Source organism: Roseateles sp. P2_H4, from assembly GCF_056403315.1.
On record NZ_JBFUFR010000024.1, the window covers coordinates 52,273 to 73,196 of the forward strand.

Annotated in this window: 17 protein-coding genes; 5 read left to right on the plus strand and 12 right to left on the minus strand. The window is 67.8% G+C overall.

Features of this window, described 5'->3' with window-relative positions; all coding sequences use genetic code 11:
• Entirely contained in the window at window positions 1–204 is a 204-nt protein-coding gene (locus AC1DW3_RS18525) for a DUF1737 domain-containing protein (RefSeq protein ID WP_477933575.1), read from the plus strand.
• 90 nt (window positions 205–294) lie between these two features.
• Here the strand turns inward: AC1DW3_RS18525 and AC1DW3_RS18530 are convergent, their stop codons facing one another.
• The 10 genes from AC1DW3_RS18530 to AC1DW3_RS18575 all read right to left on the minus strand — a co-directional run bounded on the left by AC1DW3_RS18530 (window position 295) and on the right by AC1DW3_RS18575 (window position 12,388).
• A complete protein-coding gene (locus tag AC1DW3_RS18530) occupies window positions 295–1,263 on the minus strand; it encodes a tripartite tricarboxylate transporter substrate-binding protein (RefSeq protein ID WP_477933577.1) in 969 nt (322 codons plus the stop codon).
• A gap of 85 nt (window positions 1,264–1,348) precedes the next feature.
• Window positions 1,349–3,769 carry a CehA/McbA family metallohydrolase gene (locus tag AC1DW3_RS18535; RefSeq protein WP_477933579.1) on the minus strand — a complete coding sequence of 807 codons (2,421 nt, stop codon included), beginning with the start codon at window positions 3,767–3,769 and terminating at the stop codon, window positions 1,349–1,351.
• A gap of 132 nt (window positions 3,770–3,901) precedes the next feature.
• A complete protein-coding gene (locus tag AC1DW3_RS18540) occupies window positions 3,902–5,074 on the minus strand; it encodes a phenylacetate--CoA ligase family protein (RefSeq protein WP_477933675.1) in 1,173 nt (390 codons plus the stop codon).
• A gap of 62 nt (window positions 5,075–5,136) precedes the next feature.
• Window positions 5,137–5,436, minus strand: coding sequence for a hypothetical protein (locus AC1DW3_RS18545; protein ID WP_477933581.1), 300 nt, complete (start codon window positions 5,434–5,436; stop codon window positions 5,137–5,139).
• A gap of 76 nt (window positions 5,437–5,512) precedes the next feature.
• The gene (locus tag AC1DW3_RS18550) at window positions 5,513–6,319 is read right to left on the minus strand and encodes an ABC transporter ATP-binding protein (protein ID WP_477933583.1); all 807 of its coding nucleotides are present in this window, start codon (window positions 6,317–6,319) and stop codon (window positions 5,513–5,515) included.
• Window positions 6,320–6,321: 2 nt separating this feature from the next.
• A complete protein-coding gene (locus AC1DW3_RS18555; RefSeq protein ID WP_057300576.1) occupies window positions 6,322–7,635 on the minus strand; it encodes an ABC transporter substrate-binding protein in 1,314 nt (437 codons plus the stop codon).
• Window positions 7,636–7,669: 34 nt separating this feature from the next.
• Window positions 7,670–8,734 carry a branched-chain amino acid ABC transporter permease gene (locus tag AC1DW3_RS18560; RefSeq protein WP_477933585.1) on the minus strand — a complete coding sequence of 355 codons (1,065 nt, stop codon included), beginning with the start codon at window positions 8,732–8,734 and terminating at the stop codon, window positions 7,670–7,672.
• Between the two features lie 2 nt (window positions 8,735–8,736).
• Window positions 8,737–9,666 (minus strand): branched-chain amino acid ABC transporter permease, encoded by a 930-nt coding sequence (locus AC1DW3_RS18565; RefSeq protein ID WP_057300578.1) that lies wholly within the window; start codon window positions 9,664–9,666, stop codon window positions 8,737–8,739.
• Window positions 9,666–10,445: an ABC transporter ATP-binding protein gene (locus tag AC1DW3_RS18570; RefSeq protein ID WP_477933588.1), complete on the minus strand. Its 780-nt coding sequence runs from the start codon at window positions 10,443–10,445 to the stop codon at window positions 9,666–9,668. Before AC1DW3_RS18570 ends, AC1DW3_RS18565 begins: the two co-directional genes overlap by 1 nt.
• A complete protein-coding gene (locus AC1DW3_RS18575) occupies window positions 10,442–12,388 on the minus strand; it encodes an AMP-dependent synthetase/ligase (protein WP_477933590.1) in 1,947 nt (648 codons plus the stop codon). Before AC1DW3_RS18575 ends, AC1DW3_RS18570 begins: the two co-directional genes overlap by 4 nt.
• Window positions 12,389–12,512: 124 nt before the next feature.
• On the opposite strand from AC1DW3_RS18575, the gene AC1DW3_RS18580 reads away from it, so the two are divergent.
• Complete coding sequence (locus AC1DW3_RS18580) at window positions 12,513–13,232, plus strand: Crp/Fnr family transcriptional regulator (RefSeq protein ID WP_477933592.1); 720 nt, start codon at window positions 12,513–12,515, stop codon at window positions 13,230–13,232.
• On the opposite strand, the gene AC1DW3_RS18585 is transcribed toward AC1DW3_RS18580, so the two are convergent.
• Window positions 13,229–14,371: an NAD(P)/FAD-dependent oxidoreductase gene (locus tag AC1DW3_RS18585; protein ID WP_477933594.1), complete on the minus strand. Its 1,143-nt coding sequence runs from the start codon at window positions 14,369–14,371 to the stop codon at window positions 13,229–13,231. The genes AC1DW3_RS18580 and AC1DW3_RS18585 overlap by 4 nt on opposite strands.
• A 114-nt stretch (window positions 14,372–14,485) precedes the next feature.
• On the opposite strand from AC1DW3_RS18585, the gene AC1DW3_RS18590 reads away from it, so the two are divergent.
• The gene (locus tag AC1DW3_RS18590; RefSeq protein WP_477933596.1) at window positions 14,486–15,784 is read left to right on the plus strand and encodes a peptide MFS transporter; all 1,299 of its coding nucleotides are present in this window, start codon (window positions 14,486–14,488) and stop codon (window positions 15,782–15,784) included.
• Here the strand turns inward: AC1DW3_RS18590 and AC1DW3_RS18595 are convergent.
• Entirely contained in the window at window positions 15,771–16,487 is a 717-nt protein-coding gene (locus AC1DW3_RS18595; RefSeq protein ID WP_477933598.1) for a helix-turn-helix domain-containing protein, read from the minus strand. The genes AC1DW3_RS18590 and AC1DW3_RS18595 overlap by 14 nt on opposite strands.
• Before the next feature lie 174 nt (window positions 16,488–16,661).
• Here AC1DW3_RS18595 and AC1DW3_RS18600 point away from each other — a divergent pair, with 174 nt between their 5' ends.
• Window positions 16,662–18,884, plus strand: a complete 2,223-nt coding sequence (locus tag AC1DW3_RS18600; RefSeq protein ID WP_477933600.1) for a TonB-dependent receptor — start codon at window positions 16,662–16,664, stop codon at window positions 18,882–18,884.
• A gap of 13 nt (window positions 18,885–18,897) precedes the next feature.
• Window positions 18,898–20,796, plus strand: a complete 1,899-nt coding sequence (locus AC1DW3_RS18605; RefSeq protein WP_477933602.1) for a serine hydrolase domain-containing protein — start codon at window positions 18,898–18,900, stop codon at window positions 20,794–20,796.
• Window positions 20,797–20,924: the final 128 nt, after the last annotated feature.

Consider the following 20,924-nt stretch of genomic DNA (forward strand, 5'->3'; position numbering starts at 1 on the left):
ATGAACGGTGCGCCTCCCGACGGCCTGCCGGTCTACCGCCTGCTGACCGGCCCCGACGACGCGGGCTTCTGCCATCGCGTCAGCGAGGCGCTGGCACTGGGCTACCGGCTCTACGGCTCGCCGGCGGCGACGTTCAACGGCGAGCGAGTCATCGTGGCGCAGGCCTTGCTCTGGCCCTCGGCAGACGATCGCGTCAACGGCTGAAACTCCCTCCCCGCGAGCATCGCCGTCCCCTCGGGGACCGCCTGGACTTGCCTGCGTTCAGCGGGGCAAGGCCAGGCGAGGGGCACCACATCAATCCGCGTAGATGCCGGCCGCCCTGATGACCGGCGTGAGCTTGGCGATCTCCGCCTCGACGAACTTCTTGTGATCGGCAGGCGTGAGGCGGGCATCGTTGATGATGACCGCCCCCAAGGCCTCCTGGCGCTTGTGGAAGTCGGCATCCTTGAGCGCCGCGCGCAGCGCCGTGTTGATCTTGTCGATGACGGCCTTGGGCGTGCCCTTGGGCGCGTACATGCCGTGCCAGACCGTCAGATTGAAGCCCTTCAACCCCGATTCGTCCGCCGTCGGCAGCTTGGCCAGCACGCCGCTGGTCAGGCGCTTGGACGACATCACGGCATAGGCCTTGACCTTGCCGGCCTCGATCTGGCCGGTGGTGTTGGTGGTCTGGTCGCACATGATGTCGACCTGGCCGCCGAGCAGGTCGTTCATGGCCGGCGCGGTGCCCTTGTAGGGGACGGTCGTCATGTCGATCTTGATGGCCGACTGGTACAGCAGGCCGCACAGATGCGAGGCCGAGCCGACACCGGCGTGGGCCAGGTTGATGCTGCCCTTGTTGCTGTCCAGCCATTTGCTGAGCTCGGCATAGTTGCCGGCCGGCAGATTGGGGCGGCCGATCAGCGTCATCGGCACCTCATTGACCATGCCGAGGTACTCGAAGTCTTCCAGCGTCTTGTAGGGCAGCGAGCGGTACAGGGCCGGCGCACTGGCGATGCCGATGTGATGCAGCAGCAGCGTGTAGCCGTCGGGTGCGGCCTTGGCGACCTTGTTCGCACCCAGCGTGCCGCCGACACCGCCGACGTTCTCGATGATGATGGTGGCGCCCAGGGGCTTGCGCAGCGCCTCGGCCAGGTCACGGGCAACCTTGTCGGTCGGCCCGCCGGCCGCGAAGGGCACGATCACCGTGACGGGCTTGTCGGGATAGTCGGCAGCGGCGGTGCCGGCAGCCATCAGGGCCGCGAGGGCGATCAGGGTCGTGCGCATGGGGTCGTCTCCAGGGTGCTTGTGCGCGCGATCTTAGGCATAGCGCTGCACCCGGCGCCCCCGGGATGGCCCCAGGCTCGTCCCGTCAGGGGTAGCTCAGCGTCAGCGTGTAGCGCTGCGTGCTGCTGCTGCCCGAATAGGCGCCCACGCGGATGTAGACGGCCAGCGCCGCAGCCCCGGTGTTCTTGTAGCTCATGGACTCGGTGCAGGTGCCGCTCTCCGACGACGTGAGCGTCGTGCCGCTGGCGTTGTGCAGATAGAGGTCGTAATCGAAGGCGGCCGGGCAGCTCATGTCGACGCGCAGCGTCTTGCCGGCGGCCAGCGTGACCTTGAAGTAGTCCTTGTCGGTCGTCGTGGCCATGGCGCCGCTGAGGGTCGTCTGGTTGGTGACGACATTGGCCGTGGCGATGGTGCCGTTGGACTCAGTCTCGTTGAGCGTCGCGCTGGCGTTGCTGATGCTGAAGTTGACGGCCGACGAGGCGCCCGAGTTGCCGGCCGCGTCATAGGCCCGCGCCACCAGGCTGTGGCTGGCGTTGGTGAGCGTCGTCGAGTCCAGCGTCATCGAATAGGGCGAGGTCGTGTCGCTGCCCTTGACGACGCCGTCGACGACGAAGTCGACGCGCGCCACGCCGACGTTGTCGCTGGCCGTGGCCGACAGCGTGATGGTTCCGGCCGTGCCGGACTCGCTGGCCGTCGCAGTGGGCGGCGTGGTGTCGACCTGCGAATTGGACTGCGTGACCCAGACGGGCGCCGTCCACAGCATCTTGCCGTCGTTCTGCGTGATCTTGGCGTAGTAGAAATGCTCGCCGACGGCCGGCGTCGTGCTGGCCGTGGCGCTGCTGGCCAGCAGCGTGACGGTGCCGTTGCGCTGGGGCACGCCTTCGTAGATCTGCACGCTGGTGGCCGTCTTGCCGCTGCTGCTCGCGTAGCCCACGCTCAGGTTGAGGGCGCCGCCGTTGGCGAAGCGCTCGCCCATCACGTGGCCGTTGGCGGTCAGCGCGATCTGCGCCGTCTTGTCCATCGTCGCGAAGACGCGGCGCGCCTTGATCGCATCGAGGAAGCTGGTCTTGCTCAGCGCCGTGCCGTTGGGGATGAGGATGCCCGTGCGGTTGGTGTAAGACTTGCCCCAGTTGGCGCAATGGTTGTCCTGGTTGCTGGCGGGTGCGACGTGGAAGCCGCGTTCCAGCATCTTGTTGAAGGCGTCCTCGAAGTTGCTGAGACCCGTCTCGGTCTCGGTCGTGTTGGACGAGAAGGCCGAGCTGTTCAGGATCTCGGTCAGCACCATGACCTCGTCGCCATCGGCGCTGTAGCCCAGGGCCGTGCCACCGACGAGGAACTGGCCGGTGGTGTCGGGATGGTTGAACTGGCCGACGAGGCCGAGCTGGCGCATCGTCGCGTAGAGCGCCGCGTAGTCGCTCTTGGCCGTGAAGCGGTCGCCGAAGAGCTGGTTGCTGCTGTTGTATTCCCAGGCGAACAACTCCGTGCTGTTGAAGATGTTCATGTGGCCGCCATTGCTGATGACGCCCCATTCCATGCCGTAAAGGGCAAGGTAGTTGGACGTCGTCGCGGCGGTGGCAGCGGAGAGGCCGGCCTGGTAGCGGCTCTTGGCAGTGGCGGGGCTGCCGCTCGCGTTGGTGCTGGAGGAGCCGTCGAAATAGTGGTTGTGCTCGGAGGACATCAGGATGTCCAGGCCGGCCGTCTTGCCATAGGTGAAGGCGTCGGCCGGGCCGAAGGCACCCGTCTGCGCGGGCTGCGACGACGAGCAGCTGCTCAAGGCGCCGCCGCCGTCCGAGTCATTCGTCTGGCTGTGCAGATTGGCGTAGTAGACGGTGTAGGGCAGGCTGTTGATGGCCGGCGCCGACTGCGCCTTGACGAGGCCCCGCCCGGCCGCGGTGGCCATGGGCGCATAGGGCGGCAGCTCGGCGCTGGCCGGCTGGCCGAGGGCGATCGGCCATTGCTGCTCGGCGTGATCCAGCGGCGCAGCTGCGGCCAGCAGGCGCTCGGCGCGGCCCGTCGTTGCGCCCTGGCCCAAGGCGGTTGCGGCGTCGAGGCTGGCGGCCTCGAGCTTGAGTTGGTAGAGGCCATCGGCGAGCGCCGTGCCACCGGCGCCGCGGCCGGCCCAGCGCACGCTGGCCGTCACCGGCGCGCCGGCGTAGCGCGACTCGCCGCTCCAGCGCTGCAGCACGCCGCCCTGTGCGTCGACAAGGCTGAGCGCCCACGCAAAGACCTGGCCGTCGGCAATGCCGGGGTGGTCCATCTGCACGCTGAACACGCGCTCGCCGCTGGCGGCCGTGACCGCAAACGGCGCGGACAGCGTGGCCGAGAACTCGTGATGGTCAGGGTCCTTGGCGCGCGGGCGCACGGCGGCGGTCTTGGTCAGGTCGCCTTCGGCCTGGGAAGACTGGGCAGAGGCCTGCGGGTCACTGCTGTTGCCGCCTCCGCAGGCTGCGAGCAGCAGCACGAGCAGGGTGGGCGGAAGATGGCGAGAAAGCCGGCGATGGGTCATGGCGCGTCCTCAGCTGGTGCCAGCGGTGGCCGGCAAAGCGGCGGACTGTGGTGGCCGCGCCAAGCTGAGTCCATGCGGGCCTTCCTGTCACCGATTCAGGCTCAGGTCGGCCCCGAGGCCTTCAAACGCGCGTCACACGGGTCGGCGATCCTCGATCACCCGGCCGTCGTTGGGCAGGCTGCCCGGCGCGACCAGCTCGATCTCGCCGCGCAGCTTGGTGATGTCGCGCAGCGCCGTCTGCAATTGCTCGGCCAGGCCCTCGGCCGGCGCCGTCTCGAGCTGCAGGCACATGCGGTCATTGGCCAGCTCGCCCTCGACGACGAGGCGGGCCCGGCCGCGCTGGCCGCAACGCGCCAGCACCTCGGCCACCTGGCCCGCGTGCACGAACATGCCACGCACCTTGGCCGACTGGTCGGCCCGGCCCAGCCAGCCGCGCAGGCGCTGGTTGGTGCGGCCGCAGGGACTAGCGCCCGGCAGCACGGCGGACAGGTCGCCGGTCGCGAAGCGAATCAAGGGGTAGCCGGCGCTGAGCGTCGTCACGATGACCTCGCCGACCTCGCCCTCCGCCAGCGGCTCACCCGAGCCGGGCCGCACGATCTCGACAATGACGCCCTCGTCGACGACCAGGCCCTCACGGGCCGCGGTCTGGTAGGCGATGAGACCGAGATCGGCCGTCGCGTAGCACTGGTAGGCGTTGACGCCATGATCGGCAAACCAGCTGACCAAGGCCGGCGGGCAGGCCTCGCCGCTGACGAGGGCACGTTGCAGATAAGGCAGCACATGCCCGCCTTCCGCCGCCTTCTCCAGCAGGATGCGCAGCAGGCTGGGCGTGCCGGCATAGGCCTCGGGCTGCAGGTCCAGCAGGGCCTGCAACTGCAGATCGGTGTTGCCGACGCCGCCTGGCACGCTGGCTGCGCCCAGTGCACGCAGGCCCGCCTCCATCATGGCGCCAGCTGGCGTCAGGTGGTAGCTGAAGCCCACATGGGCGAGCTGACCGGCGCGGATACCGGCCGCATGCAGGGCGCGAGCGGCGCGCCAGGGGTCGATGCCGTCGGCGTCGGGCTCGGGCTCGTACAGCGGCCCGGGTGACTGGAAGATGCGCCGCGGCATGCCGGCGGCAAAGCCACCGAGGCGCAGCGCCCGCCGCGCGGCCTGGGCGGCGGCGAGGCTGCTCTTGCGCGTCAGCGGCAGCGTGGCCAGCGCGGTGCGCGAGGTGATGCTCGCGGCGTCGACGCCGGCCAGCAGCTCGGTGTAGGCCGGACTGCTGGATTGAGCATGCGCGATCTGTTCCGGCAGCGCAGCCATCAGCGCGGCCTCGCGCTCGCCGGGATCACGGACCTCAAGGCTGTCGAAGAACTCGCCTGAATTCACTCGTCTTCCTTCCAGCGCGTGAGCCGGCGCTTGATCTCGTCCTGCAACTTGCGCAGTTCGGTCGCCGACTTCAGCGTGAAGCTGTCCCACTCGGGCGTGCGCGCCGGGCGCTTGGTGAGCTGGACCTTGACGGTCGCACCCTCCACCGCCAGCTTGAGCACCACGTCGGCGCCCAGCATCCAGCCTTCGCCCCGCTCGGCCAGCACGCGCTGGTCGCGCGCAAAGCGCTTCATCGTCAGCAGCGCCGAGTCCGCATCAAAGGGCGGAGGCGCCATCTCCCAGTTGTCATCACTCATGTCGGCCCCCACGTCGTTTCACTCCTGCCCCCCGAGGGGGCGCTCGCCGGCTTGGGGCGGCCCTGCGATCGGCTCGTCATGCCAGCCACCTCTTGCGACGTTTGTAGGACTTGACGTCCTTGAAGCTGCGCCGCCCTTCCCCGCCGACGCCGAGATAGAACTCCTTGACGTCCTCGTTCTCGCGCAGCGCACTGGCCGCTCCGTCCATGACGACGCGACCGTTCTCCAGGATGTAGCCATAGTCGGCATAACGCAGAGCCATGCTGGTGTTCTGCTCGGCCAGCAGGAAGGTCGTCCTCTCCTTGGTGTTGAGGTCGCGCACGATCTCAAACACCTCCTCGACGATCTGCGGCGCCAGGCCCATGGACGGCTCGTCCAGCAACACCATCCTGGGGTTGGCCATCAGCGCGCGGCCGATGGCGCACATCTGCTGCTCGCCGCCCGAGGTGTAGGCCGCCTGGCTGCTGCGGCGCGTCTTCAGTCGCGGGAAGTAGGTGTAGACCTTTTCCAGCGTCGCCGCCACGGCCGCCCGCCCGTCCTTGCGCGTGTAGGCGCCGGTCATCAGATTCTCTTCGATGGTCAGGTGGGCGAAGCAGTGCCGCCCCTCCATGACCTGCACCACGCCACGCTCCACCATGGCCGCCGTCGACAGCTTCTCGATGCGCTCGCCGCGCAGCTCGATGCTGCCCTTGGTGACCTCGCCGCGCTCGCCTTCCAGCAAGTTGGAGACGGCGCGCAGCGTGGTCGTCTTGCCGGCGCCATTGCCGCCCAGCAAGGCCACCACCTGGCCCTCGGCCACCTGCAGGCTCACGCCCTTGAGCACGAGGATGACGTGGTTGTAGATGACCTCGATGCCATTCACATCGAGCAGCGGCTTGCTCATCTTCAGCTCTGGCAATCCGCCGGGGTACGGCGGGTGATCTTCTTTTCACCCGCGTACTTGTCCGCCGCCGCCTTGACCATCGGCTTGATGATCTGGCTGTCGGCCTCGTACCAGTCGCTGCTGAAGCTCCACTTCGCGCCGTCCCAGGTGTGGATGCGTGCCCAGGTCGAGCCCTGGTGGTCGGTGCAACTGGTGCTGATCGGGCGGATGACACCGGTCAGGCCCAGGGACGCCAGCTTCTTGTCGTCCAGCGCCAGGTTCTCCAGGCCCCAGCGCACCTGCTCGCCGGTCATGACCTTGCCCTTGCCGAAGCGCTCCTGCGCACGCCGCACGGCCTCCACGCCGAGCGCCTGGATGACCAGGCCGCGCGTGTACAGCACCGAGCCGACCTCGTCCTTCGGGCCCGTGCCCTGGCCCTTGTCGTGCACGAGCTTGAGGATGTCCTGGATGACCTTGGGGCTCTGGCCCGAGGTGTTGAGGTTGAGCGCGTTGTAGCCCTTGGCGCCCTCGCCCACGTCCTTCACGTCGGGCTCGGCGCCCGACCACCAGACGCCGTACATCTTGTCGCGCGGATAGCCGGTGGCCTGGGCCTCCTTCAGCGCGGTGGAGTTCATGACGCCCCAGCCCCACAGCAGCGTGTAGTCGGGCCGGGCCTGGCGCACCTGCAGCCAGGCCGACTTCTGCTCCACGCCGGGTGCGGTCACGGGGATCTTCACCAGCTCGAAGCCATGCGTCTTGGCGCGCTCTTCCAGCAGCGGGATGGGCTCCTTGCCGAAGGGGCTGTCGTGATAGACCAGCGCGATCTTCTTGCCCTTGAGCTTGTCCAGCCCACCTTCCTTCTTGCCGATGTGCTGGATGAGGATGTCGGCCGCCGTCCAGTAGCTGCCCATCAGCGGGAAGTTCCAGGCGAACACGCCGCCATCGGCCGAGGCCGACAGGCCGTAGCCCAGCGTGATCAGCGGGATCTTGTCGTTGGGCACCTTGTCGGTCAGCGCGAAGGTGATGCCGGTGGCCTGGGGGTCGAACAGCGTCGCGCCCTTGCCCTTCAGGCGCTCGTAGCACTCCACGCCCTTGTCGGTCGCGTAGCCGGTCTCGCATTCCTCGAAGGTCAGCTTGACGCCGTTGACGCCACCGTCGCGCGCATTGATCAGCTTGATGTAGTCCTGCTTGCCATTGGCCCAGGGCGTGCCGTTGGGCGAATAGGGCCCCGTGCGATAGACCAGCAACGGGAAGAACTGCTCCTTGGCCTGGGCCTGGGCGGCCGGCGTGGCGAGCTGCAATGCGGCAAGGGCCGCGCAGGCGATGAGGGTCTTCATGGGCTTTGTCTCCTGTCGTTGTGGTGCGTTGGATTCAATGCGGGAAGGGCCAGAGGCGCAACTTCTCTTTGGCGGTTGCCCAGAGTCGCGCGAGGCCGTGTGGTTCCTTGATGAGGAAGAACACGATGAGGGCGCCGAAGATCATCAGCGCGAGATGCGAGGCGGTGGCCGTGTCGATGGGCAGGCCGGTCCAATAGGGCAGCTTGTCCAGGATCAGCGGCAGCACGACGATGAAGGCCGCGCCGAAGAAGGCACCCGAGATCGAACCCAGGCCGCCGATGATGACCATGAAGAGCAGGTCGAACGAGCGGTTGATGCCGAAGGCCGCCGGCTCCCAGGAGCCCAGGTGCACGAAACCCCACAGCGCGCCGGCCACGCCGATGATGAAGCTGCTGACGGCAAAGGCGCTGAGCTTGGCCTGCATGGGCCGGATGCCGATGACGGCGGCCGCGACGTCCATGTCACGCATGGCCATCCACGAGCGGCCGATGTGACCGCGCACGAGGTTCTTGGTGGCCAGCGCGAACACGACGACGAAGCTCAGGCACAACAAGTAGCGCGACGCGGGGGACTCGACGCTGAAGCCGGCCATGCTCAGCCCCGCCACGCTGACCGAGCCGGACGTGGACCCGTTGGTGACCCAGGGCAGGCGCAGGCAGGCCCAGTCGACAAAGAACTGCGCCGCCAGCGTCGCGACCGCGAGGTAGAGCCCCTTGATGCGCAGCGACGGCAGGCCGAAGGCGACACCCAGCACGGTCGCGCCCAGGCCACCCGCCAGCAGCGACACGATCAGCGGCATGCCCTCGAATCGCGCCTGGCAGTTGTAGGCCACATAGGCGCCCACGGCCATGAAGGCGCCCGAGCCCAGCGAGATCTGGCCGCAGTAGCCGACGAGGACGTTCAGCCCCAGCGCGGCCAGAGACAGGATCAGGAAGGGGATGAAGATGGCGCGCAGCAGGTATTCGCTGGAGACCATCGGGATGACGACGAAGGCGGCGATGAGCATCAACGCCACCGCGATGCGGTCCTGGCGGATGGGCAGGATCTGGCTGTCCGCCGAGTAGGTCGTCTTGAACTGGCCGTTTTCGCGGTAGAGCATCGTCAGACCCGATCAATGATCTTCTCGCCAAACAGCCCTTGAGGCCTGACGAGCAACACGACAAGAACCAGCACGTAGCCGAACCAGTATTCGATACCGCCGCCAAGCATGGGGCCCAGATAGGCCTCGGACAGCTTCTCCCCCACGCCAATCAGCAGGCCGCCGACGATGGCGCCCGGCACGCTGGTCAGCCCACCGAGGATGACGACGGGCAGTGCCTTCAGCGCCACCAGCGACAGCGAGAACTGCACCCCCAGCTTGCTGCCCCAGATCATGCCGGCCACCAGCGCGACGAAGCCGGCCACGCTCCAGACGATGACCCAGATGCGCGACAGCGGGATGCCGATGCTCTGCGCGGCCTGGTGGTCGTCGGCCACGGCACGCAGCGCGCGGCCGGTGGCGGTCTTCTGGAAGAACAGCGACAGCCCGGCCACCAGCGCCGCTGCGATCAGTGCCGCGTAGAGATCCTCCTTGCTGACGAGGATGCCGCCCTGGAAGACATCCTCGAACAGGAACATCGGGTCCTTGGGCAGGCCGATGTCGATCTTGTAGATGTCGTTGCCGAACAGCGTCTGGCCCAGGCCTTCGAGCAGATAGGCGATGCCCAGCGTGGCCATCAGCAGCGTCACGCCTTCCTGGTTGACGAGCTTGGACAGCGCCAATCGCTCCACCAGCCAGGCCACGACCACCATCACCGCCAGCGCGCCGACAAAGGCCAGCAGGTTGATGAGGATCTTGCCGTCCAGGCCTGTGAACTTCGGGATCCATTCGGCAAAGCGCGCCATCGCGAGCGCAGCGAACAGCACCATGGCGCCCTGCGCGAAATTGAAGACGCCGCTGGCCTTGAAAATCAGCACAAAGCCCAGCGCGATGAGGGAATAGAGCATCCCCGCCATCAGGCCGCCAATCAGGGTTTCGAGAAAAGGTCCCATCAGTGGCTCGCTCCGAGATAGGCCTTGATGACGTCTTCGTTCTTGCGCACCTCATCCGGCGCGCCGTCGCCGATCTTCTTGCCGTAGTCCAGCACGACGACCCGGTCCGAGATGTCCATGACGACGCCCATGTCGTGCTCGATCAGCACGATGGTGGTGCCGAACTCGTCGTTGACGTCGAGGATGAAGCGGCACATGTCCTGCTTCTCTTCGACATTCATGCCGGCCATGGGCTCGTCCAGCAGCAAGAGGCTGGGCTCCATCGCCAAGGCACGGCCGAGGTCCACACGCTTTTGCAGGCCATAGGGCAGGCGGCCGACCGGCGTCTTGCGATAGGCCTGGATCTCGAGGAAATCGATGATGCGTTCCACCGCTTCGCGCTGCTCGCTCTCTTCGCGCCGCGCGGGGCCGAGGTGCAGGGCCTGCCAGAACAGGCCGCGCTGCATGCGCAGGTTGCGGCCGGTCATGATGTTGTCCAGCACGCTCATGCCCTTGAACAGCGCCAGGTTCTGGAAAGTGCGGGCCACGCCCATCTCGGCGACCTGGCGCGGGCTCATGCCCTTGAAGGTGCGGCCGCGCAGCGTGATGGCGCCCTGCTGCGGCTGATACACACCGTTGATGCAGTTCAGCATCGAGCTCTTGCCCGCGCCGTTGGGGCCGATGATGGCGCGCACCTCGTGCTCGCGCACGTCGAAGCTGATGTCGGTCAGCGCCTTCACGCCACCGAAGGCCAGCGAGATGTTCTTCACCTCCAGGACGACTTCGCCAATCTTCTTCATGCGGCCTGTCCTTTGACGGCCGGGAAGGTCTTGGCCTCGACGATGCGCAGATCGGCCGCCACCATGGACGTGCGGCCATCCTCGAACTTGACCTGCGTCTCGATGTACTGCGAGACCTTGCCGTCGTAGAGCGCGTCAATCAGCACGCCGTACTTCTCGGCGATGGCGCCGCGGCGCACCTTGCGCGTGCGCGTCAGCTCGCCGTCATCGGCGTCCAGTTCCTTGTGCAGGATGAGGAAGCGGCTGATCTGGCTGCCGGCCAGCAACTCGTCCTGGGCCAGGTCGGCGTTGACCTTCTCGACGCAGTCGAGGATGAGCTCGTAGACCTCGGCGCGCTGGGCCAGGTCGGTGTAGCCGGCGTAGGGCAGGTTGCGGCGCTCGGCCCAGTTGCCGACGGCCTCGAAGTCGATGTTGATGAAGGCGCAGACCTTCTCGCGCTTGTCGCCGAAGCAGACCGCTTCCTTGATGTGGGGGAAGAACTTCAGCTTGTTCTCGACGTACTTGGGCGCAAACATCGCACCATCGAAGGCGCCTCCCATCAGGCGGCCGACGTCCTTGGCGCGATCGATGATCTTCAGGTGGCCGCCCGGCGTCAGGAACCCCGCATCGCCGGTGTGATACCAGCCGTCTGCCGTCAGCACCTCGGCCGTCGCCGCGTCGTTCTTGTAATAGCCCTTGAGCAGGCCGGGCGAGCGCACCAGCAGCTCGCCGCTGTCGGTCAGCTTGATCTCCACGCCGTCGATGGGCACGCCCACCGTGTCGGCGCGGGCCTCGTGGTCGGGCTGCAGGCAGACGAAGACGGCGGTTTCCGTCGAGCCGTAGAGCTGCTTCAGATTGATGCCGATGGCCCGATAGAAGCTGAACAGGTCGGGGCCGATGGCCTCGCCCGCCGTGTAGGCGACACGCACGCGCGAGAAGCCCAGCGTGTTGCGCAACGGGCCGTAGATCAGCACATCACCCAAGGCATAGGCCAGGCGGTCCAGCAGCCCCACGGGCTGCTTGTCCATCAACCGCGGGCCGACACGGCGCGCCAACGTCATGCAACGCTCGAACAGCCAGCGCTTGACCGCCGAGGCGTCCTCCATGCGGATCATCACTGTCGTCAGCAGGCCCTCGAAGACCCGCGGCGGCGCGAAGTAATAGGTCGGGCCGACCTCCTTCAGGTCGATGCTGACGGTGGAGGCCGACTCCGGGCAGTTGACGACATAGCCCACGGCCAGCCACTGCGCATAGCTGAAAATGTTCTGGCCCACCCAGGCCGGTGGCAGATAGGCCAGCACCTCTTCATGGTCGGTCAGCTTGTCGAAGCGCTGGCCCGCCTGGGCGCGGTCGATCAGCGTCGCATGGGTGTGCATGACGCCCTTGGGGTTGCCCGTCGTGCCCGAGGTGAAGAACAGCGCCGCCACGTCACCGGGCAGGCAGGCCGCCACCTCGGCGGCAAAGAACTCCGGCCGCTCCATGGCGTAGGCGCGCCCGCGGGCGGCCAGTTCGTCCAGCGATGCCAGCCCTTGCTCGTCATAGTGGCGCAGGCCACGCGGGTCGTCGAACCAGATGCTCTTGAGCTGCGGGCACTGCTCGCGCAGCTCCAGCAGCTTGTCGACCTGTTCCTGGTCCTCGACGATGGCGAAGGCGATCTCGGCGTTGTTCAGCGGGAAGACGAACTCGGCCGCGACGGCGTCCTGGTAGAGCGGCACCGGCACGGCACCCAGGCATTGCGCGGCCAGCATGCTGGCGTACAGGCGCGGCCGGTTTTCACCGACAACGATGATGTGCTCGCCGCGGCGCAGGCCGGCGGCCGCAAGACCCAAGGCCAGCTCCTGAACCAGCGCCGCGAGCTGCGCCCACGACAGCGTCTGCCACACGCCATAAGCCTTCTCGCGCAGCGCAGGCGCGTCGGGCCGGCGGGCGGCATGGTCGAGCAAGAGCCGAGGGAAGGTCGTCAAGCCTGTCTCCAATGCGAGGGCTGGAGCCCCCGTCTGTGGGAGCCATTCTGGTCAGTACTTTGACGCCCATCTGTCCGTACGACGACAATTTACGGGTCTTCACGGCCCAGACTTTCCCACCCCCATGGCCGACACGCCGCTGCCGCTCAGACAACGCACCCGTCGGCCGACGCCAGCCGAACTGGAAGCCATCCCCTGGCTGAAGCTGCTGGACGGCGCGATGCGCGAGCGTGCCGTCACGACGCTGGAGGTCGGCGACGCCGAGCCCGGCGAGCGGCTGTGTCGCATCGGGCGCCCCGCGACGCTGTGGTTCGGCGTCGTCGACGGCCTATTGAAGATGAACAACGACGACTCGCTGGGCGCTGCTGTCACCTTCACCGGCATCCCGCCGGGTGGCTGGTTCGGCGAGGGCACGCTGCTCAAGCGCGAGGTCTACCGCTACAACATCCAGGCCCTGCGGCCCAGCGTCGTCGCCGGCCTGCCCATCGACAGCTTTCATGCCTTGCTGGACGGCAGCATCGCCTTCAACCGCTTCGTGCTGGACCAACTGAACGAGCGCCTGGGGCAATTCATCGCCGCGCGCGAGACCGACCGCATCCACGACCCCGATGTGCGCGTCGCCCGCAACCTGGCCGCCCTCTTCCACCCGACGCTGTATCCCGGCGTGGGCAACTGGCTGCGCATCACGCAGCAGGAGCTGGGCTATCTGGTGGGCTTGTCGCGCCAGCGCGTGAACCAGGCGCTGAACCGCCTGGGCGGCGACGGCCTGATCCGCATCGAATACGGCGGGCTGCGGGTGCTGGACCTGCAGGGCCTCAGGCGCTTCCAGCCGGAGGCCGCCTAGGCCCTGAATCTCTGCGGCGACAGCTGCTGCGCCGTGACCCCCATGTCCGCCAGGTCCTGCGGCAGTGCGCGCCCCAGCGCCAGCGCCGCAGCCGCGCGGCCCAGAGCCGGCGAAGTCTGGATGCCGTAGCCGCCCTGCCCCGCGCACCAGAAAAAGCCCGGCGCCGAAGCGTCGAAGCCCACGACGGGCGAGCGGTCCGGGCTGAACACGCGCAGCCCCGCCCAGCGGTGGCGCACGCGCTTCACGGGCCGGCCGGTCAGCGTCTCGAAGCGGTCCACGGCGATGGCCACGTCCAGCTCCTCGGGCTGGGCGTCGCAGGGCGGGCTGGGCGTTTCGTCGGCGGCGGAGATCAGCAGCAGGCCGGCGTCGGGCTTGAAGTACTGGCTCTCGTCGATGGCGACGACGGCCGGCCACAGCGTCGCGTCCACGCCGTCGGGCAGGTCGATGAGGACAGCGGTGCGGCGCAGCGGCTGCAGCGGCACGGGCGCGACGCCGGCCAGCGCCGCCACATCGTYGGCCCAGGCACCGGCCGCATTGATGACGACGCCGGCGCGAAAGCTGCCGGCGGCCGTGTGCGCCAGCCAGTGCGAGCCCTCGCGCTCCAGCCCCTTCAGCCCCGTGCCCAGATGCAGCTCGGCGCCGGCAGCGCGCGCGCTGCGCAGAAAGCCCTGGTGCAGCAGGTCGACTTCGATGTCGGCCGAGCTCACGTCCAGCAGCGCGCCGGCAATGCGGTCGCGCTGCAGCAGGGGCACGCGGGCCAGCACCTCGTCGACGCTCAGCGTGGTCGTGCGTTCGCGCACATCCGCATCGGCCGTGAAGCTCGCGACGAGGTCGAGTTGGCCGGCGCCGACCAGGAACAGCGTGTGCCGCTCGCGCAGCAGCGCCTCCTTGACCATGCCTTGCGACGGCGTGCGGAAGTAGCCCAGGCTGGCCCGCGTCAGCGCGCGGATGGTCGCGTTGCCGTAGAGGGCCGAGTACAGGGCGGCCGAGCGGCCGGTGGAGTGGTAACCCGCATGGGGCTCGGCTTCGAGCACGGCCACACTCGCCTCGCCCGCGAGGGAGGCCGCCACCGAGGCTCCGGCAATGCCGGCACCGATGACGATGCAATCCACGTTCTTCGTCGCTGTCACTTGGCCCATGGCTGCTTGCATGTAATTTTCCAATTTGGAAAATAACTGTACCATCACGAAAATCGTTGAGCAATGCTGAAATCGGTGTGCCCGGCGCCCTTTGGAAGGTTTTGAGGAGATCGAGTGGACGCTTCCCTGCAAGCCCGCGCGCCCGCGCAGTGGTTCGGCCAGCCACGTGGCCTGGTAGTGCTCTTCCTGACCGAGATGTGGGAGAAGTTCTCCTTCTACGGCATGAAGGCGCTGCTGATCTATTACATGATCCGGCACCTGCAGTTCCCGCAGGCCGACGCCTCGCTGATCTATGGCGCCTACACCGGCGGCGTCTATCTGACGCCCATCTTCGGCGGCTATATCGCCGACCGCTGGCTGGGCCGGCGGCGCGCCATCCTCATCGGCGGCTCGCTGATGGCCCTGGGCCACTTCACGCTGGCCTTCGAGTCGGCCTTCTTCCCGGCCCTGCTGCTGATCGCCCTGGGCAACGGCCTCTTCCTGCCCAATCTACCCAGCCAGGTGGGGGATCTCTATGAAGAGAACGACCCGCGCCGCGGTGGCTCCTACAACATCTACTACGTCGGCGTGAACCTGGGCGCGCTGCTGGCACCGCTGGTGTGTGGGACCCTGGGTGAGGTCTACGGCTGGCATTTCGGCTTCGGCGCGGCGGGCATCGGCATGTGCGTGGGCCTGGTCATCTATGTGCTGGGCGCCAGGCATCTGCCACCCGACCGGCCGCGCTCGGCCGAGCCGGCTGCAGCCGCATCGGGCAGCTTCTCCGCCGCGAGTGTCCTGCCGCTGCTGCTTGTCGGCCTGGCGGTCGTCGTCTTCCGCAGCGGCTACGAGCAGAGCGGCAACACGCTGGCCGTCTGGGCCGAAACCGGCGTGGATCGCGCGCTGTGGGGCTTCACGATACCGGTCACGTGGATGCAGTCGCTGAACCCCTTCTTCGTCTTCCTGTTCACGCCTTTCGTCATCGCCGGTTGGCGTCGCGCCGCCGAGCGAGGGCGGGAGCCCTCGTCGCTGATGAAGATGTCGCTGGGCGCCGCCGGCGTGGCCCTGTCCTATCTGATGCTGGCCCTGCTGGCCGCCACGCATGGCAGCACGCCCGTCAGCACCTTGTGGGTGGTGGCCTTCTTCGTCGTCTACACGCTGGCCGAGCTCTACATCCTGCCGGTGGGCCTGGGCCTGTTCGCGCGCCTGGCGCCCAAAGGCATGGGCGGCACCTTCGTCGCGGCCTGGTTCCTCGCCTCCTTCGGCGGCAACCTGCTGTCGGGCGTGGTGGGTCGCCACTTGGAGTCACTGGGCGCGGCGAACTTCTTCGTCGTGCTGGGCGTCATCACCGGGATCGCCGCGGTGGCGCTGTTCGCGCTGCGGCCCCAGCTAAAGCGCGTGGAAGACGCGAGAAAGAAAGCCTCTAGCGCCGCGTAACCTTCGCCTTGGGTTTGGCCGCGGCCCGCGCCGCCTTGGCCGGCGCGGCCGGCTCGGGTGCCGTCAGGCGCTGCGAAGCCTCGACGAAGTGATGCGTCATCACGTCGCCCTGGCCATTGCGCGGCGCGCAGGTGGCCACCAGCCGGCAGGCGCCTTCTGAAGCCTTCAGATAGGCGTGGCCCATCTCGCTGTCGAAGAAGATGGAGTCGCCCGGCTTCAGGATGACAGGCGCGTACAGCTCGGAGTGGAAGGCGACCTCGCCTTCGAGGACGTAGGAAAACTCTTCACCCGGGTGGCGGATCAGGTCGCCGAACTCGGCCTTGAACTCGTCCAGCGTGCGCGCCCGCACCTCGACGATCAGCGGCGTGAAGCGCTTGTTCAGCAGCTCCGACGCGAGATAGGTCTGCTTGTAGCTCTGCGTGTCGACGACCTGGCCGTCGCCGACGCGGTGCACCACGCGCCGGCCACCGCCATTGGGCGCCGGGCGGGCGCCCTGGGCGTCGTGCAGCAGTTCGGCCATGTCCACGCCCAGGCCGCGGCTGAGCAGCATCAGCTTGTCGTAGGACAGCGAGACATTGCCTTTTTCCAATTTGGACAACGTGGACACCGCCATGCCGGTGCGCTCGCCCACCTGGGCCAGGGTCAGGCCGAGGCGCTTGCGCACGCCGCGGATGTGTTCGCCGGGAGAGGTGGAAGAGGCCATGTCTCTGGGGAGAGGGAGTCGTTTCATCTTAGGCCATGCCTGCCTGCGGGCCGTCTGCTCGCTTGCCCTGAGCCGAGTTGGTATTTTCATCTAAGGTTTACACCAATGGGAAAGATTTTTCCAAATTGGAAACTTCACTCATCAAACAACCCAACTTCTGACTCAGGAGATGCCATGAGCCGGTCCATCCGCTTCGCTCGCCTCGGCACGCCGCCCCAACGCCACAAGCTTGCGGCCTTGCTAGTGCCCTGCCTCGCCGCGCTGTGCGCATCGCCCGCGTGGGCGCAGACGAACGCTGCCACAGACAGCAAGGCCGATGTCGAGAAGCTCGACGTCGTGACCGTCACGGCCACGCGCCGCCGCGAGCCAGTGCGCGACGTGCCGCTGCGCGTGGAGACGCTGGGCGCCGAGCCCATGGAGCGCGCCGGCGCCACCTCGCTGAGCGACTACGTGGGCAGCCTGCCCGGCATCGACGTGAAGACCTCCGGTGGCCCGGGCCGCAACGCGGTCACGATGCGCGGCGTCAGCGTCGGCGAGCAGCAGATCGCCACCGTCGGCATGTATGTCGACGAAGTGGCCTTCGGCTCCAGCAGCGCCTTCGTCGGTGGCGCCAACACGGCGCTGGATCTGTCGCTGCTGGACCTGCGCCACATCGAGGTGCTGCGCGGCCCCCAGGGCACGCTGTATGGCGCCGGCGCCATGGGCGGGCTGCTGAAGTACGTCACCAACGAGCCGGACAGCACGCAGTTCTCGGGCAAGGTGGGCGTCGGCATGCGCCAGGCCCGCGGCGGGGCTCTGGGCCACACCGAGCATGCGGTGCTGAACGTGCCGCTGAGCCAGGACGTCGCCGCGCTGCGCGTGTCGGCCTTCAACGACCACGAGGGCGGCTATATCGACGCCGTCGGCAAGGCTGCGGGCGAGCACATCAACGACGGCAACACGCGCGGCGCGCGGGTGTCGGCACTGATCGAGCCCATGGCCAAGATGAAGCTGCGCCTGGCCCACACCCAGCAGGAGATCCAGCGCAACGGCCTCAACGTCATCGAGTACGACGCCGCCAAGGGCCAGCCGGTCTACGCCGACCTGACCCGCCATCTCGACACGGGTGAGGCCTACAAGCTCAAGACGCGACTCAGCTCCGCCGACTTCGAATACGACCTGGGCTGGGCGCGCTTCAACGCCATCGCGTCGACGCAGCGCCTGGACAGCGCCACCGGCCAGGACGCCACGGCCCTGCTGGGCGGCAACCCGGCCTTCGACTTCGTGTCGCTGGACAACGCCTTCAGCCTGCGCAAGCAGACCCAGGAGCTGCGCCTGACCTCGCAGCGCGGCAGCGTCGAATGGCTGCTGGGCTACTACCGCACCAAGGAGACCGGCCATGTCGGCCAGCGCCTGTGGGCGCAGCTGGCGGGTGGTGGCGGCGACATGACGCTGACCACCACCGGCCAGCCTTCCGAGTACCGCGAGCGCGCCCTGTACGGCGACCTGACCTGGAATATCGACCCGACCTGGTCGCTGACCCTGGGCGCCCGCGTGGCCAAGAACGAGCAGGTCTACACCGTCTTCGTCAACGACGTGCTGAACTCCTCGGCACCCAGCGACGACACGGCCAAGACCTATCTCGCCACGCTGCGCTATGCCCTCGACAAGACCAGCAACGTCTACTTCCGTGCCGCCAGCGGCTATCGACCCGGCGGCCCCAATTCGCCGGCCATCGATGCCAACGGACAGGTCATCCCCGGCACGCCCGCCACCTTCGGCCACGACACCTTGTGGAGCTATGAGCTCGGCTACAAGGCCGACCTGCTGGACAAGCGCCTGAACCTCGAGGCGGCCGTGTTCAACATCGACTGGAAAGACCTGCAGCAGCCCAAGGCCGTGGGCGCCAGCACCATCGTCGTCAACGCCGGCAAGGCACGCGTGCGTGGCCTGGAACTGGCGGCGCGCTACAAGGTCGACTCGCACTGGAATCTGGACGGCAGCCTGGCCTACACCGACCCCAAGCTGACCGAGGGCTCCCAGGCCCTCGGCCCCTCGGGCTCGCGCCTGCCCAACACCGCCAAGCTGGCCTACACCCTGGGCCTGCGCTATGCCTATGACCTGGCCAACCACCCGTCCTACGCCGGCCTGAATGTGCGGCGCGTGGGCCAGCGCAACGCCGGCTTCGATTCGGCGGGCAGCTCGGTGCCCAACTTCAGCCAGCCGGGCTACACGCTGGTGGACGCGCAATGGGGCCTGGAGATCGGCGGCTGGCAGCTGGCCGCCTTCGTCCGCAACCTGACCGACAAGCGCGCCATCCTCGGCGCCGACACGGCCCTGACGGCCTTCGGCCTGCCGCTCAACGTCACGACGGTGGCTCCGCGCACGGTGGGCGCCAACCTGACCTTCAACTTCTGACCCTGGACCTCCCATGAAGCAGTTGTTCACCCGCCTGCGCGTCGCCGCGCTGGCCCTCTGCATCGGCGCGCTGCCGGCCGCCTTCGCCCAGCCCAAGCCGGCCACGCCGCTGACGGCCGTCGACGTCGAGGCCTTCATCGATGGCCTGGTGCCCACGGCGCTGCGCAACGCGCGCGTACCCGGCGCCGTCGTCGTCGTCGTCAAGGACGGCCAGCCGCTGCTGCAAAAGGGCTACGGCCTGGCCGACTGGGACAAGAACATCCCCGTCGACCCGCACAAGACGCTGTTCCGGCCCGGCTCGGTGTCCAAGCTGTTCACGTGGACGGCCGTCATGCAGCTGGTCGAGCAGGGCAAGCTGGACCTCGACGCCGACCTGAACAAATACCTGGACTTCACCATCCCGGGCCGCAACGGCAAGGCGCTGACACTGCGCCATGTGATGACGCACACGACGGGCTTCGAGGAGACGGCGCGCGACCTGCTGACCTACGACAGCGCCGGGCCCGACCTCGGCAAGGTGCTCAAGGGCTATATCCCGCCCTATGTCTACGACCCCGGCACGACGCCCGGCTATTCCAACTACGCGACCTCGCTGGCCGGCTACATCGTGCAGCGCGTCAGCGGCAAGTCCTTCGACGACTACATGGACCAGCAGGTCTTCGCGCCGCTGGGCATGAAGCAGTCGACCTTCCGCCAGCCCCTGCCCGATGCGCTCAAGGGCCAGATGTCGCAGGGCTATATGACCTGGGACGAGAAGCCCAAGGGCTTCGAGGTCATCAGCATGCCGCCGGCCGGCAGCATGTCGGCCACCGGCGCCGACATGGGCCGCTTCATGCTGGCTTTCCTGCAGCAGGGCAAGCTCGGTGRGGCTCAGCTCCTCAAGCCCGAGACCGTCAAGCTGATGCACACCCAGCTGACCCGGCCGCTGCCGGGGCTGCTGGGCATCGGCCTGGGCTTCTACGAGCAGAACATCAACGGCCACCGCGTGCTGGCGCATGGCGGCGATACGGTGCTCTTCCACAGTGACCTGCTGCTGTTCGTCGACGATGGCATCGGCCTCTACATCTCCGTCAACGCCCCCGGCCATGAGCGCCAGGGCGGCTGGTTGCGCGACAAGCTGTTCGAGGCCTTCGCCGACCGCTACCTGCCCGACCAGCGCCCGGCCACCAAGCCGGAGGTGGACGAGGCCACCGCCAAGCAGCATGCCCAGCAGATGGCGGGCAACTACCGCAACACGCGCCGCGAGGATTCAACCTGGCTGTCGGTGCTGCAGCTGCTGAGCCCGGTCAAGATCCAGGCCCTGGAAGACGGCCGCCTGTCCATCGATCTGGCCGGTTCGCGCAGCAACTACCGCGAGGTGAAGCCCTATTTCTGGGAGGAGGAGCACGGCAAACGCCGGCTGCAGGCCGTGGTCGAGAACGGCAGGGTCAAGCATTGGGGCCTGGAGCCCTATGTCTTCGCCTTCATCTTCGAGCCCGTGCCCTTCATGGCCAGCACGACGGTGCTGGTGCTGATGGGCCTGGCCATAGGCACGCTGCTGCTGACCGTGCTGCTGTGGCCCGTCGCCGCCCTGCTGCGCCGCCGCCACCATGTGGCCGTCCCGCCCGCAAGGCAGGTGACCTGGGTGCGTGGCGCCAGCGTGGGGGCGATGGTGGCCCTCGGCCTGTGGGGCTGGGTCGTGGCCCTGCTGGAGAGCCTGGGCGATGCGTCCATCCTGCTGCCCCTGGCCCAGCTGAGTCTGGCGCTGTCGGCCATCGGCGGCCTGGTCGTGGCCGGCCTGCATGTCCGCAATGTGCTGAAGGTGGGGGACAAGTGGAGCAAGGCGCTGGCAGTGGCGTGGGTGTTGGCCTTCGCCATCCTGCTGCTCGTGAGCCTGAACCACCACCTGATCAGCTTCAACCAGTACTACTGAGGTGAATCGACCCCTCGCCGAGCTTCGCGCCGCTGAACGCGGGCGTGTCTGGTCGGTCCCCCGCGGGGACGGCGATGCTTGCCGGATCGACCGGCAAGCACATCGCCAGCGCGGGCCGGCTCGGGAGC